The following is a 21,105-nucleotide window of genomic DNA, read 5'->3' as shown; positions in this document are numbered from 1 at the left end:
CGCCTATGTTCGCCATGGATATCGCCCAATTGGTCCGCTCCGCCTTGGAAGAAAGCGGCTGCGATCCCGCCCTGCTGGGCGAACTGGACAGCCATTCCACCATCGCGCTGGACTTGCACGATCTGCCCAGCATTCACGTCAGCGCTCAGGATGGCGAGGTGTGGTTGTGGTCGCGGTTGGGCGAGCACAACGAGGCGGTGCTGGCCCAGCGCGCCGCCCAGCTCTTGCAGGACCTGATGCAGGGCTGCCATTTCGCCCGCGGCGGCCAACTGCAACTGGCCGCCAATGAGGGCTATCTGGAACTGAAGGCGATGGCGCACCCGGATTATCTGGCCGACGGCAAGCGCTTCTCCGAGGCGCTGAACGGCTTCTTCGACGCGCTGGAGCGCTTCAGCGAGTCGCTGCTGCGATGAAAGCGCCGCGCCTGCTGCGCCGGCTGGCGTATCCGCAACGCCTGTCCGGCCCCATTCTGGAAGCCGCGCTGCCCGAGGTGGCGATAGGCGAACTGTGCGACATCCGCCGCAGCTGGCAGGACCGCGACGTGGTGGCCCGCGCCCAGGTGGTGGGCTTTCAAGGCCCGCGCGCGGTGCTCAGCCTGATCGGCAACGCGCGCGGCCTGTCGCGCGAGGCAGTGTTGCAGCCCACCGGCCGCGCCTTGGCCGCCTGGATTGGCGAGTCCGCGCTGGGCGCGGTGCTGGACCCCACCGGCCGCATCGTCGAGCGCTTCGCGCCGGAGGCCGGAGTGGGCGGCGAGGAGCGCGGCATCGACGCCGACCCGCCGCCGTACTCTCGGCGCGTGGGCATACGCGAGCCGCTGGCCACCGGCGTGCGCGCCATCGACGGCCTGCTGACCTGCGGCGTGGGCCAGCGCGTCGGCATCTTCGCCTCCGCCGGCTGCGGCAAGACCATGTTGATGCACATGCTGATCGAGCAGAGCGACGCCGACGTCTTCGTCATCGGCCTGATCGGCGAGCGCGGCCGCGAAGTGACCGAGTTCGCCGAATCGCTGCGCGCCTCGCCCAAGCGCGAGCGCTGCGCGCTGGTGTTCGCCACCTCGGACTTCTCCTCGGTGGACCGCTGCAACGCGGCGCTGCTGGCCACCACGGTGGCCGAATACTTCCGCGATCAGGGCAAGAAAGTGGTGCTCTTCGTCGACTCCATGACCCGCTACGCCCGCGCGCTGCGCGACGTGGCGCTGGCCGCCGGAGAACCGCCGGCGCGTCGCGGCTACCCTGCCTCGGTGTTCGACAGCCTGCCGCGGCTGCTGGAGCGCCCCGGCGCCACCCGCGGCGGCAGCATTACCGCCTTCTACACCGTGCTGCTGGAAAGCGACGACGAGCCGGACCCGATGGCGGACGAGATCCGCTCCATTCTGGACGGCCACATCTATTTGAGCCGCAAGCTGGCCGGCCAGGGCCATTACCCGGCCATCGATGTGCTCAAGAGCGCCAGCCGCGTGGCCGGCCAGGTGTGCGACGGCGGCCATCTACAGGCGGCCTCGGCGCTGCGCGCCTTGATGGCGCGGCTGGAGGAGCTGCAAGTCTTTATCGACCTGGGCGAATACCGCCCGGGCGAGAACGCGGACAACGACCGCGCGATGAACGCGCGCGACGCGCTGCGCCGCTGGCTGCGCCAGCCGGTGGACGAGGGCGCGGGGTTCGCCGACACCCTGCGCAGCTTGCATGAGCTTGTTGCCTAAGCTGGGCGCGCTGCTGCGCCGTTGTCAGGCGGCGCAATCGCGTTGCGAGGCCGAGCTGGCTCAGTTGGCGCGCCAGGACGGCGCGCTGGCGGCGGAGCAAGAGGCCTTGGCCTCGCAGGGCCAGGGCCTGCGCCAATTGCTGCTGGCGCAACGGCCGGCCGGGGCGATGAGCCGCGGCCAGCTGTTCGCGCTGCAGCGCAAGCAGGCGGTGCTGCGACGCCAGTTGCAAAACCTGGACCTGCAAAGCGGACAGCTGGAAGAACAGCGCCAAGGCCTGGCCGGCCGGCGCGAGGAACAACAGGTCTTGCGCCGGCAATGGCTGCGCAAGGAAGACAAGTATCAACGCTGGGCCAAGTTGCAGCGCCGTCAGGAACGCATGCGGCGTTTGCGGCTGGACGAGGCCGAGCAGGAAGAGAGGACGATATGGAAGCGATGACGCCCATTCCCGCGCCGAGCGCGGATACCCGGCCGGCAACCGCGGCCGACGCGGACGGCGCCGCCGAGGCCTTTGCCCGCGAAGCCCAAAGACAGCGGAGAGACGCCGCCGATCCGGACCGCGACGGCGAGGACGTGGCCGGCGAACGCGAGCAAGACCGCTTCCGTCTGCCGGCAGGAGCGCTGTGGCAGCCGCCGCTGCCGCCGCACTGGAACGCGGCGCGGTTGAACGCCGGCGGCCGCCATGCGGCGGAAGCCGCTTTGTCGGCGCCGGGCAAGCGGGGGCAGACGCCTTTGGGCGACGGAGAACGTTCGGCAGCCGCCGCACGCGGCAAGACCGTCGTCGGACCGCAGGGTCTGCATGCCGCCGCAGCCGCGCTGGCGGCTAAGCACGCGGCCAGCCTGGCGCCGGCGGCCGAGGCCAGGCTCAAGCCGGTATCGTCGATGTCTGCCGCGCAGCACAAAGCCGAGCACACGCCGGGCAAGGGCGAGACTGCGCTTCCAGGGGCCGCCGCGAGCGCCGAAGCGTCTATCGCGATGCCGCTTGCCACATCGACACCGCATGGAAGGGCGAAAGTGGACACCGCCGCGCCGGCTTCCGCGTCGACGCCGGCCGTCGCGCGCGAAGGCGGCGAGGCGCGCAAGAACGAGACCGCGCCGGCCGCCGCAGCGGCGGTTGCGCCGCAGCAGGCCCAAGCGTCCGCGCCGGCGACGCCGCCGCGCGACACCGCGCCGCCGGCGCGGCCGCGCCAGGACCCGGCCCAGGCTCAGGCCCAAACGACTTTGTCCGCGACCAGCGCGCCGGAACCGGCCCAGCCGGGCCTGACCTACCGCTTCCAGCGCTGGGGCGGCGAGCACACGGTGAACGTGCAAAGCCAGCCCGGCGGCGTGCTCAGCCTGCAGCCGTCGGACAGCCTGGTGCAACAGCGTTTGGGCGAGCAATGGCAGTCCGGCAACCCGCAGCAATGGCAGATGGCCCGCGACGACGGCCGCGAGCAGGGCCGGCAGCAGCCGCAGCGGGATGAGGAGGAGGACGCCTGATGCTGGCGCTCAGACAAATCGACGCGCGAGAGCGCGCTTTGCAGCGCGCCGCCGCGGCTTGGCGGCGCCAGGGTTGGGACGCGACGCTGGAAACGCCGCCGCGCGACGGCCTGTGGTTGTCGGTGGCCGACGCGGAACAGCGCTGGCGGGGCTGGCTGCAACCGCGCGCCTGGTTGGAGAGCGCCGCGCCGGAACTGGCGCGGTTGGCGCTGTCCGCCGGCGTGGAGGCGCAGGCGGCGCAATGGCTGGCGGCGGCGGAACGGCCGTTGACGCCGCCGATGCCGGAGCTGGCCTATCAGCGCTTGAGCCTGGGCGAAGCGGGGCCGGGCGACGCTTTGCCGCGTCAAGCGCTGCTGCGGGTGATGTGCGCGGAGGGGCCGCTGTGGCTGGAGCGCGCGCCGGAATTCGAGGCGGGAGACGCGCTGGACCCGGCGCCGTTGCTGAGTTGGCCGCTGCGCTTCGTCATCGGCGACAGCCGCCTCAGCCTGGGTCTGCTGCGAGGAGTGGCGCGCGGAGACGTGCTGCTGATCCGCGAGCCGACGGCGGCGGTGCGCTGCCACGACCGCGCGCTGGGCACTTATCAATCGTACGAGGAAGGAATCGTCATGGAGTGGGATGAATCGCAACAGGCGACGGAGCAGGAAGCGCCGGCGCAAGACATGGGGCAGCTGCCGGTGGAACTGGAGTTCGTGCTGCATCGCGGACGGGTGACGCTGACGGAGTTGCAGGACTTGTGTCGTGGCCGGCTGTTGAACCTGCCGGCCGATGTTGAGCGGCGGGTGGAAGTGCGCGCCAACGGCGCGCTGCTGGGACGCGGGGAGCTGGTGCAGCTGGCCGGTCATCTGGGGGTGGAAGTGACGGAGTGGCTGGGCGGAGCCGCCGATGTCGAATGATATTTCGCTGATCGCGCTGCTGGCTTTCGCCACGCTGCTGCCTTTTCTGATCGCTTCCGGCACTTGCTTCATCAAGTTCTCCATCGTGTTTGTGATGGTGCGCAACGCATTGGGTTTGCAGCAGGTGCCGTCCAATATGACGCTCAACGGCATCGCGCTGATGCTGTCGATGTTCGTGATGCTGCCGATCGCGCAGCAGGCCTACAGCCATTACCAGGAAGAGCAGGTCAGCTTCAACAGCGTGGAGTCGGTGAGCAACTTCGTCGAGAACGGCCTGGACGGCTATCGCGGCTATTTGCAGAAGTATTCCGATCCGGAACTGGTGAGCTTCTTTGAAAAAGCCCAGGCACAGCGCACCGAACGCGAAACCGGCAATGCGGCCGAGGACGAACAGCCGTCCATTTTCGCCTTGCTGCCGGCCTACGCGCTCAGCGAGATCAAGAGCGCGTTCAAGATCGGCTTTTATCTCTACCTGCCCTTCGTGGTGGTGGATTTGGTGATCTCCAGCATCTTGCTGGCGCTGGGGATGATGATGATGAGCCCGGTGACGATTTCGGTGCCGATCAAGTTGGTGCTGTTCGTGGCGCTGGATGGCTGGACTTTGTTGTCGAAGGGCTTGGTGTTGCAGTACCTGGACCTGGCGACGTAATGGGCGGCAAAACCGCCAATGCTGCGTTGCGCCTCCTTGCCGTGCTAGATGCACTGTCTGCGTCGGCGCGCCTTGCCTTGGCCGCTGCGCTCGGTTTTGCTTCCCGAGTCTTGGAGAGCTGAATGGCTTTAATGGCGCGGGCGGAGTGCCGCGCTGTCCATGCCGCCCGCCTCAATTTTGGAGTTTTGCTATGAATGATCTGGTGTTCGCCGGCAACAAGGCGCTGTACCTGGTGCTGCTGATGTCGGCCTGGCCCATCATCGTCGCCACCGCCATCGGCCTGCTGGTGGGCCTGTTCCAGACCGTGACCCAGTTGCAGGAACAGACGCTGCCCTTCGGCATCAAGTTGTTCGGCGTCAGCCTGTGTCTGTTCCTGCTGTCCGGCTGGTACGGCGAAACCCTGCTCGGCTTTGGCCGGGAGGTGATGCGCATGGCGCTGGCCAGGGGCTGAGGCGGATGCAGTTCGGCCTGTTCTTCGAAATCCACGGCTGGGTGGCCTCGGCCGCGCTCGGTTTCGCCCGCGTGGCGCCGGTGTTTTTCATCCTGCCTTTCCTGAACAGCAATGTGCTCAGCGGCGTGGTGCGCACCTCGGCCACCATGCTGGTGGCGCTGGGGCTGTGGCCGCATTCGGTGGAGGCGCTGCCGGCCTTTCAGGCGCTGCCCTTCCTCGCGATGATCGCGCGCGAGGCCGCGGTGGGCCTGCTGCTGGGCTGCCTGCTGGCCTGGCCGTTCTGGGTGTTCCACGCACTGGGCAGCATCATAGACAACCAGCGCGGCGCCACCTTGAGCAGCAGCATAGACCCGGCCAACGGGGTGGACACTTCGGAATTGGCCAATATGTTCAATCTGTTCGCCGCCGCGGTTTATCTGCAAGGCGGCGGCATGAGCCTGATGCTGGACTTGTTCCGTCAGAGCTATCAGCTGTGCGACCCGCTGGGCGTTTGCACGCCGGCGCTGCAGCCGACGCTGAGCCTGCTCAATCAGGTGATCAGCAAGGCGGTGGTGCTGGCCAGCCCGGTGGTGGCGGCCTTGCTGCTGTCCGAGGTGGTGCTGGGCCTGCTGTCGCGCTTCGCGCCGCAGATGAACGCCTTCGCGGTGTCGCTGACGGTGAAGAGCGCGGCGGCGCTGCTGATCATGCTGATGTATTTCGGCCCGATTTTGCCGGACACGGTGATGCGGCTGGCCTTCCCGCCGCAGGCATTGCCCGGCTGGCTGAGCGCGCCGGTGCGTTGAGATGTCGAACAAGACTGAACAACCGACGCGCAAACGCCTGCAGGACGCGGCCAAGAAAGGCCAGTCCTTCAAGAGCCGCGACTTGGTGGTGGCCTGCCTGACCCTGTGCGGCGTCGCCTATCTGGTGTCCTTTGGATCTTTGGTGGAATTGATGGGTGCCTTCCGCCAGGTGATCGCCGGCGGCTTCCAGCAGGACATGCAGGGCTACGCCCAGGCGGTGGTCTGGCTGGGCATCAAGCTGCTGCTGCCCATCTTCCTGCTGTGCATCGTCGCCTCCGCGCTGCCCTCGCTGCTGCAAAGCGGCTTCGTGCTGGCCAGCGAGGCCTTGAAGCTCAATCTGGAAGCCTTGAACCCGGTCAACGGCTTCAAGAAGCTGTTCAGCCTGCGCACGGTGAAGGAGGCGGTGAAGGCCTTGCTCTACCTGGCCAGCTTCGTGGTGGCGGTGCTGGTGCTGTGGCACAAGCACAAGGCGCTGCTGTTCGCCCAGCTCAACGGCGACCCGATGGGCATGGCGGCGATCTGGCGCGAACTGCTGCTGGCGCTGGTGCTGACCTGCCTGGGCTGCATCGTCGCGGTGCTGGTGCTGGATGCGATCGCCGAGTACTTCCTGTTCATGAAAGACATGAAGATGGACAAGCAGGAGGTCAAGCGCGAGATGAAGGAGCAGGAGGGCAATCCGGAGATCAAGTCTCGCCGCCGCGAGGCGCATATGGAAATCCTGTCCGAGCAGGTGAAGTCCGACATCGAAAACTCGCGCTTGATCGTGGCCAACCCCACCCATATCGCCGTCGGCATCTATTTCAAGCCGGAGCTGCTGCCCATTCCCTTCATCTCGGTGATGGAGACCAATCAGCGCGCGCTGGCGGTGCGGGCCTACGCGGAGAAGGTGGGCGTGCCGGTGGTGCGCGACATTCCGCTGGCGCGGCGCATTTTCGCCAGCCATCGCCGCTATTCCCTGGTGAGCCTGGACGAGGTGGAGGAAGTGCTGCGCTTGCTGATGTGGCTGGAGCAGGTGGAAAACGCCGGAGCGGAGGCGTCTGAGCCAGCACCGGAGCCGCCGCCGCAGGCGGAGCAGGGGAAGGGCGCGAGCGCCGCCGGCTCTGTTGTGGATAAATCCGCCGGCACGCCCGCTTCTGTGGATAAGCGGGATGGTCAGGAGGGCTGAGCGCATTCACGTCCTCAAAACACGCGGGACCGTGAGCAGGCCCTCGCCTGGCTAAGCCAGCCTCTTCCCTGGCCGCTGCGGTCCCAAAGCCGGCAGGACCGTATTGAACAAGCCCGGATATCCGATGCGCCCCCGTCATGAGCGATTCCTGAATGTTTCCCCCCGTCGGTCGCTGTTAAATGACAGCGACGACGGTCATTTCACACCCAAGACAACCGTCGTCTCTAGCCAGCTCTGCCGGGTTGGTGACAGCGACTAGGAGATGTTTGATGAACCCTGAAGACAGTGTCAGCGACGACCGCCTGGCAGAGATGGTCTGGGAAGCGGTAAGCGCAGGCGCCACCCTGAAAGACGTGCACGGCATTCCGCCGGACATGATGGAAGGTCTGTACGCCCACGCTTACGATTTTTACAACAAGGGAAGGCTCGACGAAGCGGAAACCTTCTTCCGCTTCCTATGCATCTACGACTTCTACAACCCCGACTACATTATGGGGCTGGCCGCAGTGTGCCAGCTCAAGAAACAGTTCCAGAAGGCCGCCGATCTGTACGCGGTGGCTTTCGCCCTGAGCAAGAACGACTACCGGCCGGTGTTCTTCACCGGACAGTGCCAGTTGTTCATGCGCAAGGCGGCCAAGGCCAGGCAGTGTTTCGAGCTGGTGTGCGAACAAAGCGACGACGAGTCGCTGCGCGCCAAGGCCCAAGTGTATCTGGACAGTTTGCAGGAGACGGAGGCCGAGCAATCCCGTCAGCAGGAAAAGGAGCAAGCATGAGCGGTAACACTATCGGTCAAAGCTTCAATCTTGGCAGTGCCGAGCTGGCGAAAGCGCTTTCGGGCAACACCCAGGCGAGCGAGAAATTCGTCGACGCCGCGCAGAAGTCTGCGCAAGCGCTGTTCACGATGCGCGTCAGCGACGACGCAGGCGCCGCCAAGCCGCGCAGCGACTTGAACACGCCGCCGCTGACCCAGCCCACGGCCAAGGCCAAGGAAGAGCTGGACGGCGCGGGCAAGCTGACGCTGCTGCTGGGACAGTTGATGTCCTTGCTGGGCAACGTTTCGCTATCGCAGCTGGAAAGCCGTATCGCCACCTGGCGCGCGATGATGGACGCGCAAGCGGCGATGGGCCAGAAGCTGTCGGACGAATTGCAGCAGGCGATAGGCGAGGCGGAACAAGCCACCGAAGCCTACCAGACGGCGCTGGGCGATTTGAAAACGGCCAAAGAAACGTTGGAAGCGGCCAAGCAGAAACTGGCCCAGGCCCAGGCCAAGCTGGATGGCTTGACGCCGGAAGACGCCGGCTATCAGCAGGCTCTGGCGGCGCGTGATCAAGCCGCCAACGAGGCGCAGGCCGCCAAGCTCAAGGCCGACAAGGCGGAACAGGCCGCTACCGACGCGCACAATCTGGCCAAGGACAAGACCGCCAAGGCCGACTCGCTGTTGACCCAGGCTCAGGGGCTCAATACCAAGGGCGGCGCGGTGCAGCAAGGCGCGGAAGACCACCTGACCGGCGTGGCCAAACTGACCATGCTGATGGCGATGTTCGTCGAGATGGTGGGCAAGAACAGCGAAGAAAGCCTGAAAAACGATCTGGCATTGTTCCAGGCCATGCAGGAAGGCCGCCAGAAGGAAATGGACAAGAAGTCCGCCGAGTACCAGGAAGAAGTGCGCAAGGCGGAAGAACTCAATCGCACCATGGGGTGCATTGGCAAGATTCTAGGCGCGGTGCTGACGGTGGTCAGCGTCGTGGCCGCAGTATTTACCGGCGGCGCCAGCCTGGCGCTGGCCGCGGTGGGCCTCGCGCTGATGGTGGCGGACGAGGTGGTCAAGGCCACTACCGGCGAATCCTTCATGGAAAAGGCCATGAAGCCGATCATGGACGCCGTCATGGCGATGTTGAAACCGCTAATGGACCTGGTGGGCAAGATCGTCAGTGAAACGCTAAAGGCATTCGGCGTGGATAAAAGCCTTGCGGATACCATCGGCTCCATCGCCGGCATGATTTACGCCGCGGTTGCCATGGTCTTCGCGGTGGTGGCGATTTCCATGGTGGGCAAGGGCGTCGCTAGCAAGCTGGGCGGCGCTCTGAGCAAGATGATGGGCGATTCGATGCGAAAGATGGTGCCCACCCTGCTCAAGGAAATGGCCAAGAACGGCAGCAAGGTGTTGACCCAGGGCTTCCAGCGCCTGGCCAACAGCCTGGGCCTGCCCAAGGACGCCGCGGCCAAGCAACTGATGGCCAACACCCTCAACCGCGTGGTGGTGGGCGGGGAAGTGGCGCAAGCCGCCACCCAGGCCGGCGGCAATGTGGCGCAGGGCGTGTTCATGAAGAACGCCAGCGACATGCTGGCCGACTTCACCCTGGCGCGCGCCGCGATGGAGCAGATCGAACAATGGCTGAAGCAGGCGGTGGAAGTCTTCGCCAGCACCCAGAAAGTCACCCAAGACCTGACCACGATGATGTCTTCCGCGTTGCAGCAGAACGCGGAAGCCGGCCGTTTCGTGCTGCGTCAGAGTCACGCTTGAGTTAGGAAAAAATCTTATGCCGAATACTATCAATACCGTTTCCACCCATGCCCTGTATTCCACAGCGACCGAAGCCGGCGCGGCTGAAAAATCCTCCGTCGCCAAGTCCTTGGTGGACATCAAGGACATCCTGCCCATCCTGAACAGCGCCGGCCGCGACGGCAAGGCGCTGGCCGAAGTGATGAGCGGCCCGCAACTGCGCCCGCCGTCCGCCGAGGTGAGCAAGCAAGTGACCGACGCGCTGAAGAGCTATTTGAGCGAAAAAGCCCAGGACCCGGCTTTTGTTCAGGACCTGGGTGCGGTGTATCAGAAGGTGGAGTCCGGCGTCAGCAAGCTGGTGGACGACAAGGTCAAGGAGCAGGCTGAACAGGGCAAGCCCTTCGACATCAGCGGCATGGCGCCCAACGGCGCGGCCTTGATGGTGGCCGCCATTGTGCTGATGTCGGCGCTGCGCACCGCCGACAACACCTTGAGCAGCAAGCTGTCGCTGGTGGGTTTCGATGCCACCAAGGCCACTGCCGCCTCCATGGTGCGCGAGGGCGTGGCCAATCTGTCCAGCAGTGTTGTCCAGAGCGTGGGCCAGATGGCCATTACCGGCGTTGGCGCCAAGAAGAGTCTGAGCGGCATCAACGCCGAGCGAGGCGCGTTGAAGAACAACGCGCCCAAGCTGGCCAAGGCCGGCGACGAGAGCCGCAACATCCAGACCACGCTGAACCGTCAGAACTCGGTCAAGTTGGGCGCGGAACCCGACAGCCTGAAGCATGTGGGCCTGAAGCAGCAGCAGCCTGGCGCGGCCAAGCTGGGCGCGGGCGAGCCGGGTATGCAGTCCAACGCCGCCGGCAGCGTGGCGGACGGCATGGCCGGCGACAAGATCGGTTTGAAGTCCAGCAACCAGAACCTGAGCAAGCCGCATGAATCCGCCTTGAGCAGCGCCAGCGAGGACTTGCCGGTGAAGAGCCAGATCGAGCAGCAAACGATGGACGACACCAAGCTCAAGGCTCAGGCCAAGCAAACCACCGGCAAGGCGATCATGGAAAGCTCGTCCGCGGCCAGCAATATCGCCGGCGGTTCCGGCCGCTACGCCGCCACGCTGGAGCAGTCCGAGCAGCAGATCAGCCAGGCTTCCAGCCGCGTGGCCAATACGGCCTCCGAGGAAACCCGCGAGAGCAGCCGCAAATCCGACAGCGTCATCCAGGAACTGCTGCGCACCTTGGACAGCATCAGCCAATCCAAGAACGCGGCCATGGGGGCGGTGGCCGGCAACATTCGCGCCTGATTTGCTAGCCCGGAACCGGACGGGACCATCTAAGGCTCCGTCCGCCGGCCCGGCCATCCTGGTCGGGCCGGCCTTCCATACCATTCATCCCGCCAGCGCCTGGGTGCCTGCCTCGGCGCTGGCCATGCAGGGGAATCCCCATGAACGGCATTCAAACCATATCCTCCTTGCCGCTGACGCGGCCGCAAACGACGGAAACCCCGGCCGCCGCGCCGCGCTCCGATGTCGCCGGCGTCGCCGTTGAAACCCGCGCCGCCGCAGCGCAAGGACCGGAGCTGTCCGCGCTCAATACCGCTCAGAACAAGGCCGACGCGTTGCGCCAGGCCAACGAAACCGTCCGGCGCGTCATCGAAGGACTGGCCGCGTATGAAAGCAATCTGGCGGCCCAGCGCCGGCAAGCGGCGATTGCCGGCGGCGAGCTGCCGCCGGCCGAGCGCGTGGCATTCCAGCGCGGCGCGCTGACGCGGGCCTTGGACGAGGCCCGCGACATGCAGACCTTGGCAACCCAACAGTTCGTTGGCGCGCTGAAGAGCGTGGGAGATAGCGGCTATGTGATGTCCATCGAGCAAAAGTCGAAGCTGCAAGCGGATATCGCCGACGTGTTCGCCGACGCACCGCCCGCGGCGCAGGAGTTTGCCGCGCGGATGTCGGCCCCGGCGCCGGGCGCGGCCAAGGACATGATCTCCGACCGCGAACTGTGGGAAATGATCAGCGAGTCCATCGGCAACATCAAGGACGGCTACTTGGGCGTATATGAGAACGTGGTGGGCAAATACATCGAGTTCTACCAAGAGTTCAGCGACATCCTGTCCCAGATGGCCGGTTGGATCTCATCCAACGACAAGGGCGACAAAGTCACTTTGAATGTGGGTGATCTGTATGCCGCGCTGAAGACATTGAAGGAGAAATACGAGAACACGGAGTTGTTTGTCAGCACTGCCGATACGCCAGAAAAGGCCAAGGAAGAAGCGGAAAAATGGGCCGCGGAATTGGGCTTGCCCAAGGAATGTGCGAAGGAACAACCCAAGGGTTCAGGCAGGTACGTGGTGGTCATCGACACCGGTCCGGTGCAGAAAATGATGACCGCGCTGGAAGGGTTGGCGGGCGGCGTGCCGGAGAAAGGCAAGAAGGTGGAAATGGACAACGCCAAGTTCCAGTCCTGGCAGTCCGGCTTCAAGGCGCAGGAAGAAAACCTGAAGAACACCCTGCAAACGCTGACCCAGAAATACAGCAATGCCAACTCGCTGTTCGACAACCTGGTCAAGGTGCTCAGCAGCACCATCAGCAGCTGCACGGAAACCGCCAAGTCCTTCCTGCAAGGTTAAGCAGGCGGCCTGACGCCTGGGGCCGAGCGCGCCGACGCTGCTCGGACCTCAGGTTGTCGTCAACCGCCATCAACATTTTAGAACCTGTTCGCGCACTGCTGCGCTGCGGCGATACGGCGTTAAAAACCAGCTCAAAATGCTCATGTACCCTTCGTACATTCCGCTTTTTCGCTCGTTTTCGCCTTGTCTCGCTCTTGCTCGCAAGATCGTGAACAGGCTTTTAGGAGAGCAACATGCCGGGACTTTCCGGATTATCACGCGCCCATTCCTGCCCGGACCTGTCCGCGCTGTTGAATGGACCGGCGCGGCCGGCCAGCGCCTTGGCGCGGCGGTTGAGCGAGGCGCGCAGCAGCGCCGCCGCACCGCCGCGTCGCCACTCGCTGGCCGATCTGGCCAGCTACAAGGCGGACTACAGCCGCGATAGCGTGGCGGCCTTGTTCGCCGCCTCGTCGCAGTCTCAGCGTCTGGGCGAGCTGTATCAGGAGTCGCCCAACCGCTACGCCAAGCTGGAAATCGCCGAATTCGCCAAGGTCTACAGCCAGTTGAGCCGGCAGGAGGGCCTGAGCGAACAGGCGCGCCAAGCGCTGGACGGGCTGGCGCAGCAGTATACCGACAAGATCTTGAAGGACGGCCTGGGCGAAAAATCCGCTTTTGGCCCATGGACGCCTAAAACCGACAAGCAATATCAGCAGCGCAGCAAGCTGGAGCACAAGCTGGCCGCCATGCTGGAGAAGCAATGCCCGGGCGGCCTGTTGCAGCTGGGCAATGACTTCATGCGTCGCGAGGTGGTGCCTTTCATCCTGTCTCGCGTCGAGTCCCACTTGGGACGTCAGCTGGACGAGAGCACCTGTCAGCGCCTAACCGAACTGGTGGACAGCGCGGCGATGAAGGCTTTTGAAGAACTGCGGCAGCGGCGCGGGGAGTTGATAGAGCAGCGCGGCGTCAGCGTGGGCACGCTGGCGCGCGACCTCGACACCGTCGCCATCCTGCCGCAGCTGCTGCGCAGCCTGCTGGAGGGGTTGGGGCAGGAAGCGCCGCCGCGAGCGACGCCGGATCTTCCCGACGAGCCCAAGGGGCCGGAGGCTCCCAAACCCGATCCTTCCGCCGCGCCGGCGGGCGGGCCCAATATCACCATCAATGTCGGTGGCATCACCATCGATAACAGCGTGAATATCACGGATAGCGGCAATACCTCCGATAGTGGCAACAGCAGCCGCAGCCAGCGGCCCGCCCGAGGACGGCGAGATCCGAGCAGGCTGGTGCAACGTTTGAATCTGAAGATGCATCAGCAGCAAGGCGCTCAGCGCGGGTCGGAGAGCGGCGATGGGCAGACCCGCCGCGCGGCCGCCTCTGGCGATGGCGCAGGGCGTTCGTTCCGCTCCATGGAGACGCAAACGGAGGCAACCGGCGGTCGCGATGGAACGTCGCGTACGACCGAAGTGCAAACGCCGGTGACGGATCTGGACACCTCGCGCATCACCGTCAGCTCGACGGATGCCGAGCGCGTGGTGATCCCCGCGGATGCGTCCACGCAGGCTGACGACACCACCGCAGCTTCCCCGCTGTCTTTCAAGCTTTGGCGCAGCAGTTTCCCCGAGGTGGTGTTGAAGTCCGTCATTTACCAGTCCGATGCCAACAAGGCGGCCGGCGCGTTGGCGCAGGACATCCGCACCGCCATGCTGCTGGACAGCCGCAGCGAACTGGATCGCGGCCCCCTGGTGCAGGCGCGAGATGCCTTTTTGCCCAAGCCCGGCTCAAGCGAGGACGAAAAACTTTATGGTGCGGCGATGTCGGAAACAGCATGGCAGCATTTGCGGCAGGGACTGGAACAGCACCCGCAGCAGGCGCAGCTGCGCGGCCAGATCCTGAAAACAGCGCGCTTGACCAGCATCGGCAAGTTCGAGGGCGACAAGGACTGCGTGATCCGGCGCTTGCTGAACTGGGCGTCCGTCCAGGCGCCGGCCACGGGCCAAACGCTGGCGGGCGGCAACAGCCCGCGCGTGGAAGGTGCTTTGCTAAGAGAGCTAAGAGAGCAGCCCAATGTCCTGCAAGCCTTCAGCCAGCCGGTGGCCAACGCCGCCGCGCAATACAGCCAGCCGTTGACGGCGCCGACGCGGACGGATACGCCGCCGGTTCTGGCCGATGGCGGCGCGGAAGCGGCGCGCGCAGAACCCAAGGCGATGGATCTGCGCAGGCAAGCCTTCCTGCAAGGGATGCTGAACGGTGCCACCGCCGCGCCAGCGGCCCAAGAAGTGGAGCGGCTTCAGTTCGCAAGACCTGATCTGGAAGCGGCGGAGCCGACCACGGAGTATTTCTCGCCGGTGATTATGAACGAATCGACGGTCAAAGTGGCCGAGCTGAGGAAGAACAAGGGCTTGGAGCAATTGTCCGTCAACACATCCTTGATGGATGGACTGAGCGGGGCCTCGAAGCCCGCGGATAGCGTGCCGGCCGAGCTGACCTCGATGCGTTTCCAGCCAGTGACCATGAGCAAGCTAGGTGTCAAAGTGGCCGAGCTGCGTCAGAACAAGGCCTTGGATCAGCTGTCCGCCAGCCAGGCCTTGATGGATGGATTGCGCGCAGCCTTGAAGCCTGTGGACGACACTCCGATTGAGACGAAAAAGAGCTGGGGAAGCCTACTGGTTGATACCTTGTCGGAAGGCGCTTTGAAGCAACAGGCCGCTCTGCCGGAGACTTTGAGGCAAGCGTTGAGCACGCATCCGCAGCGCCTGGTATTGGCGGAGTTCGCCCAGCGGTTACGAGACCAGACAAATCTGTGTCCGTCTGTTGCTGGGGGGCCTTATCCCTTGGTGGGGGCTTTGTTGGAGGGGCTGGGCGTTAGTGCCAAAGCGCCGTCCCGTGTTATCACTACCGTGGATGGCAAGTATTTTGATGCCAGCGGTGTGAAGGGAGCGGCGCAGTGAGCCCCAAACTTGAGCAACAAGTGGTGGCGGTAATGGCCTGTTGCCTGTCGGTGGAGGAGTCCAAGCTGCAGCCTCAGGCCTTGCTGGTGGACGAGTTGTACGCGGACTCGATGGAGCTGCTGGACATGGTGTTGCTGTTGAACGACGCGTTCGGCATCGAGATCGGCGTCGACGACATCGTCGACATCAAGACCGTGGCCCATGTCTGCCAGGTGGTGGAGCGGCAGCTGGCGCGCCGCGTCGCTCAGTCGCCACTAGGCTCTGCTTGCGGCAACGCGGCCTCCAGCGCCTGAAGCAGATCCCGCAGCCGGGCGGAGTCCGGCTGCGGCAGGCGCAGCGCGGTTTGCATTTCCGCCGCCAGGGCGGGCAAGCGCGGCAGGCCGGCGCTGAGGGCCACGCCGTGCAAGCGGTGAGCGTAATGTTCCGCTTGCGGCCAGTCCCGCGCCTGCAAGGCTTGGCGCAGCGCGGCGGCGTCGGCGTCGCAGCTGTGGCTTAGCAACTGCGTCAGCTCGCCGTCGGGCGGGGCCGGCGCGGCGGGCGCCGGACCGGGACGGTGATCCAGCCACAGCGTCATGATCTGTTCCAGCTGGGCCAGCCGCAGCGGCTTGGTCAGGCAGCTGTCTATGCCGCTGTCCAGGCACCGCTGCTGGTGTTCTATGCCGGTAGTGGCCGAGATGGCGATGATGGGCAGATAGGGCTGCCACTGCAGCGCCGGGTGGCGGCGCAGCCGCAGCGCCAGTTGATAGCCGCTGATGCCGGGCAGGTTGCAGTCCAGCAGCGCCATCGCAAAGCGCTGTCCCTGATCCAGCAAGGCCAGCGCGGCGGCGCCGTTGTCCGCCGTCACCGCGCGGTAGCCCAGTTGCAGCAGCTGCTGGGCGATGATGAAGCGATTGGCCGGCTGGTCCTCCACCACCAGGATGGGGTCGCAGGCTTCCTTGAGCGCCGCCGGCGCGCTGACGGCGTCCGGTTCTGCCTCCGCGGCGGCTTCGGCCGGCGCATGGCGCACCGGCAGCCACAGCGTGACCGTGGTGCCGCGCTCCGGCTGGCTGTCCAACGCGATGCGGCCGGACATCAACTCAACCAGTTGCCGGCAAATCAGCAAGCCCAGCCCGGTGCCTCCGTAGCGCTGCTGGGTATTGTCCGCCTGCGCGTATTCTTGAAACAAGCGGGCCTGCTGTTCCGGCGCGATGCCGATGCCGGTGTCGCTGACCTGGATGCACAGCAGCGCCCGTTCCTTTTCTATTTCCTGCAGTTCCAGCCGCAGGCTCACCTTGCCCTGACGCGTGAACTTGACCGCGTTGCTGAGCAGATTGCTCAGAATCTGGCGCAGGCGCACCGGGTCCACCACTAGCAGGCGGCTGCACAAACCCAACATTTCCTGCTGTAGTTCCAGCCCTTTCTTTTCCGCGCAGGCGCGATAGATCGCCGCCACGCCGCTGGCCAGCGCCGCCGCGTCGGTGGCCAGCGGCTCCAGGCGCAGCCGCCGGGCGTTGAGCTTGGACACGTCCAGCACATTGTCCAATAGCTCCAGCAAATTCACCGCCGAGGCGTTGGCCAGCGCCGCCAGCTCGCGTTCGCGCGGCGGCAGCTCGGACTGGCGCAGCAGTTCCACCGAGGCCAGCACCGCGTTCATCGGCGTGCGGATTTCATGGCTCATCACCGCCAGAAACGTCGATTTCTCCGCCTCGCTGCGCTGGGCGGCGCGGCGCGCGGCGTGGGCGCGCTGAGCGAACGCCAGCAGCAAGAGCAATACCAGGCTGACGCCGGCCAGCTCCAGCGCGTAGTAGCGTGCGATGGAGCGCCAGGAGGGCGCGCCGTAATCGGTGGTTTGCAGCCAGTCTTCCAGCATTTGCTGGGTATCGTCCGCGGTCAGCTGCGCCAGCGAATCATTGATGATGGACAGCAGTTGCGGCTGCTCCTTGTTCACCGCCATCGACACCAGTCTGGGCATTTCGCTGACGCTGCCGGCAATGCGCAGCGAGCCGTAATAGCGGCGGCGGATCACGGACTGCATCACCGCGTCCAGCCCCACCGCGGCGTAGGCCTTGCCGTCCGCCACCGCGTCCAGCGCCGCCAGCGGCGTGGGCGTGGCCACGATGTCCACGGCGGGAAAATTCTCGCGCAGGAAGTATTCGTAAGGGTCGCCGCTTTCCACCGCGATGGTCTTGTCGGACAGCTTGGAGGTGCTGAACACGATGGGCTTGTCCGGCTGGGTGACCAGCACGGTGCTGCCGGAAAAGTAGGGGTCGCTGAAGCGGATGCGCCGGCCCACCTCCGGCGGAATCAGGCCGGAGGACAGCGCGGTGAGCAGATCGATGCGGCCGCTGAGCATCATGTCCACCGCTTGCTGGCGGTTGGCCACCGGCACCAGCTCAAAGCGCAGGCCGCTGATCTCGGATATGCGGCTCAGATACGCCTGGGTCAGGCCGCGGTGCTCGCCGTCCTCCATGTATTCGATAGGCCAGCCGTGCGGGTCTATCGCATAACGCACCACCGGGTGCTTGGCCAGCCAGGCGCGTTCCGTCGGATTGAGGCCGGCGCGGCAGAAGCCAGCCGGGAAGCAGAACGCCAGCAGCAGACAGGAGAACAGCAAGAGGCGCGCATGCATGGTTTTAGTGGCTGGCCAGCCGGCTTTGCAGTTTGAACAGCTCGTTGTCGCTGCGCAGGCCCAGCTTTTTCAGCGCCGATTGCTTCTGGTTGCTGATGGTTTTGATGCTGCGGGAGAACTTGACGGCGATGTCGCTGACCGTCATGCCGTCCAGGCAGCAGCGCAGCACCTCGCGTTCGCGAGGGGACAACTCAGGGTGATCCAGCAGGCTGCGCAGCATGGCTTTCTGCGGCGGCGGCAGGCTGGCGCAGCTCTCGTCCAGCGCGGCGCTCATATCCGGGCTCAGATAGCCGTGGCCGTCGGCCAGCAGGCGAATGGCCGCCACTAGCTCGTCCAGGCTCTGTTCCTTGCCGATGAAACCGTGCGCGCCGCAGCGCAGCGCCAGCGCCACCGTGGCCGGGGTGTAGTAGGCCGACATCACCAGAATGCGCACTCGGGCGAAGCGCCGGCGCAGGCCGCGGATCAGGCTGAAGCCGTCGATGTCGCCGGGGCTGAGCGCGTAGTCGGTAACCACGACGTCGACGCCGTCGTGCTGCTTCAGATGCTGGATCAGCGGCGCGCTGCTGGTGAATTGTCCAGCCACGTTCAGGTCGGTTTCATCGGCTAGGCGGCCGGCCAGGCTGTTCAGCACCATCAGGTGATCATCCAGCAAGGTGATCTGTATCGGCTGGCTCCGCAATGATTTGGCATCAGGCATATGAGTATCCCAACAGATGGCGGCGCGGCTGCGCCTTGCGCCATGGTTATGTCTCTGAACCTGTGTACTCTGTTGCGCGGGCGGCGGCTCCGGTTTCGCTCCGGCATCAGGCTTGGTATAGGCCATTACGCAAAGGTTTGGCGGCTTGGAACGCTTGCGCCGCCGGTCTGGCCGGTTGAGGGAACGGAGAATGGAATGGCGGGACGGGCCAGGCGCTGCGGCGCGGCCGGCGTTGCCTGCGGCGGGGCCGGAGGCGAAAGCGTGCGCATTCGTGATCTCGTTCCCCGGATTGTTAAAGACAGCCAGCAGGCCATTATTCCGCGCCGGCTGCGCCTTGTGAAGCGATTTCGATGCCTGTCGGCGACGATTAGCGCGCCGGCATGGAGTCGGCGGCGAGGACCGCCGCCGGAGTAGGGGGACGCGCTGATTAGAACGCGTTGACGATCTCGCGAGCTAAGGCGAGACAAGGCGAAAACCGCTGAGAAAGCGGAATGCACAAGTGGTACATGAGCATTTCAAAGCGGCACTCACCGTGTCACGCCTCACGAAGCGCAGCAGATTATGAACAGACGCTTAGAAACCCGAGAGCACGATCTTGCCCTTGGCCCGGTTGCTCTCCAGCAAGGCGTGGGCGCGCTTCAGGTTGGCGGCGTCGATGCGGCCGAAGCGCTCGGCCACTGTGCTGCGGATCAGGCCGGCGTCCACCAGCTCGGCCAGCCGGTTCAAGAGCAGATGTTGTTGAATCTGGTCGTCGGTGGCGAACAGCGAGCGGGTGTACATGAACTCCCAATGCAGCGACACGCTCTTGCGCTTCAGCTCGCGCACGTCCAGGGTCGCCGGATCGTCGATCAGCGCCAGCTTGCCCTGCGGCGCGATGGCGGCGGCGATCTCCTTGAAGTGGGCGTCGGTCTGGTTCAGGCTGGCCACGTAATCGACGCTGGGGTAGCCGATGCGCTTGAGCTCCTCGCTCAGCGGGAAGCGGTGGTCGATCACATGATGAGCGCCTAGTTCCTTGACCCAAGCCTGGGTTTCCGGCCGCGAGGCGGTGCCGATCACGGTCAGCCCGGTCAGCCGGCGCGCCAGCTGCACCAGGATGGAGCCGACGCCGCCGGCCGCGCCCACCACCAGCAAGCTCCGGCCGCTGGGCGAGCGGTTGTCCAGCACTTGCAGCCGGTCGAACAACAACTCCCAGGCGGTGATGGCGGTCAGCGGCAAGGCGGCGGCCTGCTCGAAATCCAGGCTGTGCGGCATGCGGCCGACGATGCGCTCATCCACCGCGTGCAGCTCGCTATTGGCGCCGGGGCGGTGCAGCGCGCCGGCGTACCATACCTTGTCGCCGGGTTGGAACAGGCTGACCTTGCCGCCCACCGCGCGCACCACGCCGGCGGCATCCCAGCCCAGCACCTTGGCTTGGCCAGCCTCCGGCGCCGCGCCGGCGCGGACCTTGGCGTCCACCGGATTGACCGAGACGGCTTTAACCTCCACCAGTAGATCATGCTCGCCGATGACGGGTTCAGGGAGCTGCACGTCCCGCAGAGATTCCGGATGCTCGATCGGCAGGTTCTGGTAATAGGCGACGGCTTTCATATTGGCGTTCTCCATTAGGGTTGATGGATCTGATGTTATTCCTGTTTTTCCTGGCGAAAAGCCGGCTAAAATTCGATTCAGTTTCAAAGGGTTTTTGATAATCATGGTCCGTTTCGAAGATTTGCAGGTATTCGTCCGCGCCGCGGACAACGGCAGCTTGTCCGCCGCCGCGCGCCAGCTGGACCTGAGCCCGGCGGTAGCCAGCGCGGCGCTGAAGCGGTTGGAAAAAACCGTGGGCGCGCAATTGCTGGCGCGTTCCACCCGCAGCCTGCGGCTGACCCTGGCCGGAGAGCGCTATCTGGCCCATGCGCGCGCGGCGCTGGAAGCGGTGGAAGCCGGCGGCCAGGCGCTGGCCTTGCAGCGGCAGGCGCTGAGCGGGGAGCTGTCGCTGTCCATGCCGTCGGACCTGGGGCGCAGCCGGCTGCGCGGCTGGTTGGACGCCTTCCTTGAGCGGCACGCCGGCCTGCGCCTGCAATTGCGGATCAGCGACAGGGTGGCGGATCTGTACCGGCAACCGGTGGACGTGGCCCTGCGCTACGGCGTGCCGGAAGACTCCAGCCTGGTGGCCCTGCCGCTGGCGCCGGACAACCGCCGGGTGTTGTGCGCGTCGCCGGACTATTTGGCGCGCCACGGCCGGCCGCAGTCGCCGCAGGAACTGCGCCGCCATCAATGCCTGCGGTTGGTGCTGGGCGCTGCGCTGCACGAGCGTTGGAGTTTCAGCCAGGGCCAACAGCGGGAGCTGGTGACGGTGGACGGCCGCAGACAGAGCGACGACGGCGAAGTGGTGCGGCGCTGGGCGCTGGAGGGTTTGGGGATTGCCTATAAATCGCGGCTGGACGCGCTGGACGACTTGCGCGCCGGCCGTCTGCTGCCTTTGCTGGAAGACTGGCAGACCGAAGCCGCGCCGCTGTGTCTGGTGGTCCCGCATCGTCTGATGTTGTCGCCGGCGGTGGCGGCGCTGCGCGAGCATTTGCAGGCTTGCTTACAGGATTACCTGGCTGCGCCTTGAGCGTTGGTTTTCGGTGGGGGTGGGTGGGTATCGCCTGCGG

At 65.4% G+C, this 21,105-nt stretch carries 19 protein-coding genes; 16 read left to right on the top strand and 3 right to left on the bottom strand.

Annotated features, from left to right (window positions below; all coding sequences use genetic code 11):
• The first annotated feature begins 5 nt into the window (after positions 1 to 5).
• The 15 genes from spaK to GYH29_RS21290 all read left to right on the top strand — a co-directional run bounded on the left by spaK (position 6) and on the right by GYH29_RS21290 (position 15,457).
• Positions 6 to 413, top strand: coding sequence for an SPI-1 type III secretion system chaperone SpaK (spaK, locus tag GYH29_RS21360; protein ID WP_043589685.1), 408 nt, complete (start codon positions 6 to 8; stop codon positions 411 to 413).
• A complete protein-coding gene (gene sctN, locus GYH29_RS21355; RefSeq protein WP_043589687.1) occupies positions 410 to 1,699 on the top strand; it encodes a type III secretion system ATPase SctN in 1,290 nt (429 codons plus the stop codon). Before spaK ends, sctN begins: the two co-directional genes overlap by 4 nt.
• Positions 1,683 to 2,135, top strand: coding sequence for a hypothetical protein (locus tag GYH29_RS21350; protein ID WP_019103510.1), 453 nt, complete (start codon positions 1,683 to 1,685; stop codon positions 2,133 to 2,135). The genes sctN and GYH29_RS21350 overlap by 17 nt, the downstream gene beginning before the upstream one ends.
• Complete coding sequence (locus GYH29_RS21345) at positions 2,123 to 3,175, top strand: SpaN/EivJ family type III secretion system needle length determinant (protein WP_161524362.1); 1,053 nt, start codon at positions 2,123 to 2,125, stop codon at positions 3,173 to 3,175. The genes GYH29_RS21350 and GYH29_RS21345 overlap by 13 nt, the downstream gene beginning before the upstream one ends.
• Positions 3,175 to 4,068: a YscQ/HrcQ family type III secretion apparatus protein gene (locus tag GYH29_RS21340; protein WP_081548841.1), complete on the top strand. Its 894-nt coding sequence runs from the start codon at positions 3,175 to 3,177 to the stop codon at positions 4,066 to 4,068. The genes GYH29_RS21345 and GYH29_RS21340 overlap by 1 nt, the downstream gene beginning before the upstream one ends.
• Positions 4,058 to 4,717: an EscR/YscR/HrcR family type III secretion system export apparatus protein gene (locus tag GYH29_RS21335; protein ID WP_043589695.1), complete on the top strand. Its 660-nt coding sequence runs from the start codon at positions 4,058 to 4,060 to the stop codon at positions 4,715 to 4,717. The genes GYH29_RS21340 and GYH29_RS21335 overlap by 11 nt, the downstream gene beginning before the upstream one ends.
• A 190-nt stretch (positions 4,718 to 4,907) precedes the next feature.
• Positions 4,908 to 5,168 (top strand): EscS/YscS/HrcS family type III secretion system export apparatus protein, encoded by a 261-nt coding sequence (locus GYH29_RS21330; RefSeq protein WP_019104573.1) that lies wholly within the window; start codon positions 4,908 to 4,910, stop codon positions 5,166 to 5,168.
• Between the two features lie 5 nt (positions 5,169 to 5,173).
• A complete protein-coding gene (gene sctT / locus GYH29_RS21325; RefSeq protein WP_161524361.1) occupies positions 5,174 to 5,950 on the top strand; it encodes a type III secretion system export apparatus subunit SctT in 777 nt (258 codons plus the stop codon).
• 1 nt (position 5,951) lies between these two features.
• Entirely contained in the window at positions 5,952 to 7,115 is a 1,164-nt protein-coding gene (locus GYH29_RS21320; RefSeq protein WP_107731455.1) for an EscU/YscU/HrcU family type III secretion system export apparatus switch protein, read from the top strand.
• A 269-nt stretch (positions 7,116 to 7,384) separates the two neighbouring features.
• The gene (gene sicA / locus GYH29_RS21315) at positions 7,385 to 7,888 is read left to right on the top strand and encodes a type III secretion system translocator chaperone SicA (protein WP_019103389.1); all 504 of its coding nucleotides are present in this window, start codon (positions 7,385 to 7,387) and stop codon (positions 7,886 to 7,888) included.
• Positions 7,885 to 9,639, top strand: coding sequence for a type III secretion system translocon subunit SctE (sctE, locus tag GYH29_RS21310; protein WP_019103388.1), 1,755 nt, complete (start codon positions 7,885 to 7,887; stop codon positions 9,637 to 9,639). The genes sicA and sctE overlap by 4 nt, the downstream gene beginning before the upstream one ends.
• Before the next feature lie 16 nt (positions 9,640 to 9,655).
• The gene (locus tag GYH29_RS21305) at positions 9,656 to 10,915 is read left to right on the top strand and encodes an IpaC/SipC family type III secretion system effector (RefSeq protein WP_161524360.1); all 1,260 of its coding nucleotides are present in this window, start codon (positions 9,656 to 9,658) and stop codon (positions 10,913 to 10,915) included.
• A 140-nt stretch (positions 10,916 to 11,055) separates the two neighbouring features.
• Positions 11,056 to 12,240, top strand: coding sequence for a type III secretion system needle tip protein SctA (gene sctA / locus GYH29_RS21300; protein WP_019101326.1), 1,185 nt, complete (start codon positions 11,056 to 11,058; stop codon positions 12,238 to 12,240).
• A 233-nt stretch (positions 12,241 to 12,473) separates the two neighbouring features.
• Positions 12,474 to 15,164, top strand: coding sequence for a hypothetical protein (locus tag GYH29_RS21295; protein WP_161524359.1), 2,691 nt, complete (start codon positions 12,474 to 12,476; stop codon positions 15,162 to 15,164).
• Positions 15,161 to 15,457, top strand: a complete 297-nt coding sequence (locus GYH29_RS21290) for an acyl carrier protein (protein ID WP_141113173.1) — start codon at positions 15,161 to 15,163, stop codon at positions 15,455 to 15,457. Before GYH29_RS21295 ends, GYH29_RS21290 begins: the two co-directional genes overlap by 4 nt.
• Here GYH29_RS21290 and GYH29_RS21285 read toward each other — a convergent pair.
• From GYH29_RS21285 to GYH29_RS21275, 3 genes are all read right to left on the bottom strand, one after another.
• Positions 15,409 to 17,772: an ATP-binding protein gene (locus GYH29_RS21285; RefSeq protein ID WP_161524358.1), complete on the bottom strand. Its 2,364-nt coding sequence runs from the start codon at positions 17,770 to 17,772 to the stop codon at positions 15,409 to 15,411. The two genes, GYH29_RS21290 and GYH29_RS21285, sit on opposite strands and share 49 nt — an antisense overlap.
• Positions 17,773 to 17,776: 4 nt before the next feature.
• Positions 17,777 to 18,469, bottom strand: coding sequence for a response regulator transcription factor (locus tag GYH29_RS21280; protein WP_019102518.1), 693 nt, complete (start codon positions 18,467 to 18,469; stop codon positions 17,777 to 17,779).
• Between the two features lie 573 nt (positions 18,470 to 19,042).
• A complete protein-coding gene (locus GYH29_RS21275) occupies positions 19,043 to 20,056 on the bottom strand; it encodes a zinc-binding alcohol dehydrogenase family protein (protein WP_161524357.1) in 1,014 nt (337 codons plus the stop codon).
• A 103-nt stretch (positions 20,057 to 20,159) separates the two neighbouring features.
• On the opposite strand from GYH29_RS21275, the gene GYH29_RS21270 reads away from it, so the two are divergent.
• Positions 20,160 to 21,065 carry a LysR family transcriptional regulator gene (locus GYH29_RS21270; RefSeq protein WP_019102520.1) on the top strand — a complete coding sequence of 302 codons (906 nt, stop codon included), beginning with the start codon at positions 20,160 to 20,162 and terminating at the stop codon, positions 21,063 to 21,065.
• Positions 21,066 to 21,105 lie beyond the last annotated feature (40 nt).

The sequence above is a fragment of the Chromobacterium haemolyticum genome (assembly GCF_009936155.1).
Lineage (GTDB): Bacteria > Pseudomonadota > Gammaproteobacteria > Burkholderiales > Chromobacteriaceae > Chromobacterium > Chromobacterium haemolyticum.
This window is presented reverse-complemented; position numbering and strand designations above follow the sequence as displayed.